The 4,640-nt window shown below is 60.8% G+C and carries 3 protein-coding genes and 1 pseudogene; 2 read left to right on the forward strand and 2 right to left on the reverse strand.

What is annotated here, in order from left to right; all coding sequences use genetic code 11:
- Both rnhA and Q4C89_RS10225 read left to right on the forward strand, forming a co-directional pair.
- The coding region (gene rnhA, locus Q4C89_RS10220) for a ribonuclease HI (RefSeq protein WP_303102509.1) at nucleotides 1–402 on the forward strand (402 nt) is incomplete at its 5' end.
- Nucleotides 403–535: 133 nt separating this feature from the next.
- Nucleotides 536–829 carry a hypothetical protein gene (locus Q4C89_RS10225; protein WP_303102510.1) on the forward strand — a complete coding sequence of 98 codons (294 nt, stop codon included), beginning with the start codon at nucleotides 536–538 and terminating at the stop codon, nucleotides 827–829.
- Nucleotides 830–925: 96 nt separating this feature from the next.
- Here the strand turns inward: Q4C89_RS10225 and Q4C89_RS10230 are convergent, their stop codons facing one another.
- Both Q4C89_RS10230 and Q4C89_RS10235 read right to left on the reverse strand, forming a co-directional pair.
- Entirely contained in the window at nucleotides 926–3,976 is a 3,051-nt protein-coding gene (locus Q4C89_RS10230) for a type III restriction-modification system endonuclease (RefSeq protein ID WP_303102511.1), read from the reverse strand.
- A 121-nt stretch (nucleotides 3,977–4,097) separates the two neighbouring features.
- Nucleotides 4,098–4,640 (reverse strand): annotated as a pseudogene (locus Q4C89_RS10235) (site-specific DNA-methyltransferase); the annotation flags it as partial.

Consider the following 4,640-nt stretch of genomic DNA (forward strand, 5'->3'; position numbering starts at 1 on the left):
ACGGACGGCGCGTGCAGCGGCAACCCCGGCCCCGGTGGTTGGGGGGCCATCCTGTCCTGCCAGGGCCGCGTGAAAGAACTCTCGGGCGGTGAGGGCAACACCACCAACAACCGCATGGAACTCACGGCGCTGCTCATGGGATTGAAGGCCCTGAAAGAGCCGTGCGAAGTGCATGTCGTGACGGACTCCAAGTACGTCTGTGACGCTTTCTTGCAAGGCTGGCTGGAGAACTGGCAACGCAAGAACTGGAAGAAAGTCGCCAACGTGGATTTGTGGCAGGCCGTCGTCGAAGCGGCCCGGCCCCACCGACTCAGCTTCGAGTGGGTGCGCGGCCACGCCGGACACCCGGAGAACGAGCGGGCCGACCAGCTCGCGGTGCAGGAGCGCAACAAGCACAAATAGGGTCAGCTTCCTTCTGGGGGCTGGCCCTTTTTTCGTGGCCTGCCTGCCCCTCTTCCTGCCCGACGCCGGGAAAGTTCCCCCCTTTGTGTCTGGCTTTCCCTCGCCCGCAAAAAGAGCGGGCAAACTGAGCGCCATGAGTCGAACTTTTCATGCCTGTCCGACGTGCGGAGGGAGCACCACCAACTCCGGCCCCTGTGCAGCCTGCCTGGAAAAGCAGCGCAACGCCGACAAATTCCATCACACGGCCCTGGGCCTGGGTTGGCTGTATGTGGCGTGGCGGGCGCGGAAGCCGCTGTTCTGGTTTTTGTTGCTGGGAACGGCGTTCGTGGGGTTTCAGGATAAAAACTGCTTGGCGCTTGCAGCTAATTCATTTTGCCCCTGGCAGGAAAGTATGTCAGTGCTCATGGAAGGAAGGGGAGGGGGTTAACCCTGTTGAGCCTTGGGCGAGGAGAGAATTTTTTCCAAAGAAGGCATCCCTTTTTCACCATTGATAAGGCTAAACGCCGCCCATAAGTGCGGTGTGCTAGGTGCGTTGAAAGACCTCATCCAGCGTCGTCACTACGTCGTACTTCAGTTCTGCACTCGCCGGGTCAGCGGCCAGCACGGCGAAATGCTTGCGACCACACTTGATTTTCTGCTGCTCGGCGCTCCGCAGTGCCTCAGTAAACAGGGTACTTTTCGTTTCGGCCACGAAGCAGAGCTTTTCCTGACCGTCCCGCCTGAGCAAGATGGCCCAGTCGGGGTTGTAGTTGCCCAGCGGCGTAGGCACCTTGAACCAGTTCGGCAACTTGGCGTACACCCTCACGTCAGCGTGATTTTCCAACTCCTGCGCGAACTGGCGTTCGACTTCCGAATCGAAAATCACCTGTTCGTATGCGCCCTTTTTTGCTTCCAGCAGCTTGCCCAGGCTGGACTGAAGCGGCGTATCCAGCAGCGACTGGGCGTATTCCTCGCCCGTTTTGTTGTACTTGATGCCTGCCACCAACTGCCCCACCTTCTGCATGTTGATGACCAAAGCCACCTGCTCGATAAACGCCTGGGGATTGCGGGTGAAGTCGTCCAGCCGTTCCGACTGCCTCAAGATTGCGCTGAGGGTGCGGCGCGTGAGTTCGGTACGGTCTTGCAAGCTGCCCAGCAGGTCGGGCAGTTCCAGGTCGTTTTCCTGCAAGGTGGTGGGCGCGTGGGTGGTGACTTTGCCCACCTGCACGCCGCCCCGGTTGACCTGCACTTCGGCCACAGCGGTCTGTACTCGCGTGCGGGGCACCAGCGGCATCTCCCGCACCGCTTCAGCACACGCCGTAATCAGTTGCTCCGTGTCTACCTGCACTTCGTAAGTGGTGCGGGCCTTGATGCGGTTCCAGAGTTCCTTGAATTCGGGGTCATCCAGCACGGCACGGTTGGGGAACACGGTACGCGAATCGTCGGCATCCCGGATGTCCAGTTTGCCCGCCAGTTTCCTGAGCACTGCTTCGACTTCGGCCCGCGCTTCCTCAGCTTCAGGCGGGAGTTGCACCGTGCCCGCCTTCAGAGCGGTTCGCAAGGTGTCTTGCACCTTGTTGCTGTGGTCTAAGTACCCCTGCTGGCGCAGGAAAGCGTGTAAGGCTTCGGACTGCGTGACCCCCAGCGCCACACGCTGCCCGGTTGCATCCGTGACCTGAATCCCTGCGAACTGGTGCGGCTCCACCACACCGAATTTGATTTGCAAGTCGTCTTCGATTTCCTTTTGAAGCCCGTCGGCAAAGTCCTGATAGGACTCGTTGGCAATGACCGTCAGCACGTTCACGCCGTCATCTCGCACACGCTCGCCCTGCTGGTTGACGGCCAGCCGCAGCCCGCGCCCGATGGTCTGCCGCCGCTCGCGCTCGGTGCCGATTTCGCGCAGCACACAAATCTGGAACACGTTGGGGTTGTCCCAGCCCTCGCGCAGCGCACTGTGCGAAAAGATGAACTTGAGGGGCGTGCTCAGGTCAAGCAGCCGCTCCTTGTCGCGCATGATGAGGTTGTAGGCGTCGGCATCGTCGGCGGTGCTGCCGGAAGTGTCCTTGGCACGGCCCTTTTTGTCCACGCTGAAATAGCCGTTGTGTACGTCTTCGGCAGGGGTGGTCAGGTCGGCTCCCTCGAACAGCAGCTTGTAGCGCGGGTCTTTGCGGGCGCGGTCGTACTCCTGCTCGAACATGACCGCATACGGCCCCTTCACCGCCTCGCCTTCCGCGTTGTAGGCGCGGTAGTTGTCCACCTTGTCGATAAAAAACAGACTGAGAACCTTGATGCCCTTGGGTCGGAGCAGCAGTTCCTTATCCAAGTGAGCGCGAATGGTGCGGGCAATCATGGCGCGGGCCATGTCGTCAGCTTTGACCCCTCCGTGTTCCTGGCCCACCCCCAGCCAGAGCACGTCGCCGGGCACCTTCAGCTCCAGCGCCGTGTCACCCTTTGCGGCGCGAATTTCGCCCACAAAAATGTCGCGGTACAGGTCGCGGTTACCTGACTCTGAGTACAGGTCAAAGCCGTCCTGCACTTGAATTTCCTTGCGCGTCACCTTGCCCACCTTGTCCGCCACATCTATTTCCAGCCTGGCTGTGGGAACGGTACGCGCCCCGCCCTTCTTGATTTCGGCCACGCGCACATACGGCTTGTTGTGGCCACTGACCACCTGCATGGACGCCACTTCTATACCCTTGACCAGCTTGCGTTCGTAGGCATCTACGGCGTCCAGCCGGAAAACCATTTGCGTTTTGTCCAGCGGTGTGGCGCTGTAGCGCAGCGTACACAGGGGGTTGAGCAGCGCCAGTGCCCTACGCCCCTGACCCTCGCCGCCCTTTTTGGCCTTACCCGTCAGCTTGCCCGCGTCGCCGTACACGCTTTGCGGCTCATCCACAATCAGCACCGGGTTGGTGGCCCGAATCAGGTCAATCGGCTTTTCGCCACCCGTCTGTTCGTTGGGGCGGTGGATGACCCGCTCGGCTTTGCGTCTGCTGCTTGACCCTTCAGCTTCTTCGGCGGCTTCCTGCACGCTATAGAGACTCTGAACGGTCGCCACCATAAAGCGCAGGCTGGAACTGGTGGCAAAATCGCGTACTTGGTTCAGCTTGGCGCTGTCGTAGGCGTAAAAGTCGTACCCCTTGGCTTCCGGGTAAAGCGTTCCAAAGTGCTCGCGGGTCATGTCCAGCGACTTGAGCACCCCTTCCTTGATGGCAATGCTGGGCACCACAATCACAAACTTGGTAAACCCGTAGCGCCTGTGCAACTCGAACGCCGTGCGCAGGTACACGTAGGTTTTGCCCGTGCCTGTCTCCATTTCTATGGTGTAGTCGCCCACCAGCGGCCCTGGCGAGGGGGCAAGGCCGTTTGCCAGCTGAATGGCGTTCAGGTTGCTATGCACTTCGTCGGGAAGCAGACTGAGGCGGTTGCCCACCCCTAGGTCTGTTTCCGCCATGCCCAGCGTGCTCATGTTGCCGCGCACGCCCGCCGTGACCGTAAATTCTGAGCGGTTAATCTGCTGACCTGCAAACAGCCCCGCCACCGCTTCTATGGCCTGGGCCTGATAGTCCAGATTCGACTCGAACTGGATTTTCATGCCACACCCCTCCGGTTCCAGAGTTTCTGGAACACCACCCGAAACTCTTCCACCTGCGGCGTGCGGCATTTGTTGCCATTCGCTCTGCTCAGGTGCGGCTGCGCCTTACCGCAATTCTTTTTCATATTGACCTGACCACCCAGTTGCGGCCCAGCACCTCAGCCCGCTGGGAGAGGTACTTGCTGAGGTTTAGCTTGGCATTGTCATTTTCAAAGGCACTGTCCAGAAACAGCAGGTGCGCCTCGCCCGCCGGGTTTTCGGCGGTCAGCCAGTCGGCCATGCCCTGGCCCAGTTCTTGCACCTGCGCGGCGGCAATACGGCGCTCCAGGCACGCCACCAGCGCCCCACCGCCCACCAGTTGCACCTTCAGGCCCGCTATGGTGCGTTCCTCTATAGGCGTGGTCAGGGGCAGCCCCAGCTTGAGCAGGACTTCGTACAGCACGTCCTGGTCGGTGCGCCCCGCCTTGATATTGTCCTCGGCGCTCAGCAAAGCCCCCTCAATATCAGCCCGCGCCGCGTCACCGTCCCAGGCCGCCACGTTGCTGCTGTCCAGCTTGAACACCCGAAAGCCCGTGTCGCCCGCGAACATAGGATTCTCGGCCTTCACCTTGGCCCCCGCCCGGCGCAGGCGTTCCTTGGTCAGTTCGGCAATGTTGCGCGGCAC

It is taken from the genome of Deinococcus sp. (assembly GCF_030523985.1).
Taxonomy (GTDB): Bacteria; Deinococcota; Deinococci; order Deinococcales; family Deinococcaceae; genus Deinococcus.

Excerpts from the sequence above, each read along its gene's own strand:
- Q4C89_RS10225 (WP_303102510.1), top strand. The coding sequence starts at position 536 with ATGAGTCGAACTTTTCATGCCTGTCCGACGTGCGGAGGGAGCACCACC.
- Q4C89_RS10230 (WP_303102511.1), bottom strand. The coding sequence starts at position 3,976 with ATGAAAATCCAGTTCGAGTCGAATCTGGACTATCAGGCCCAGGCCATA.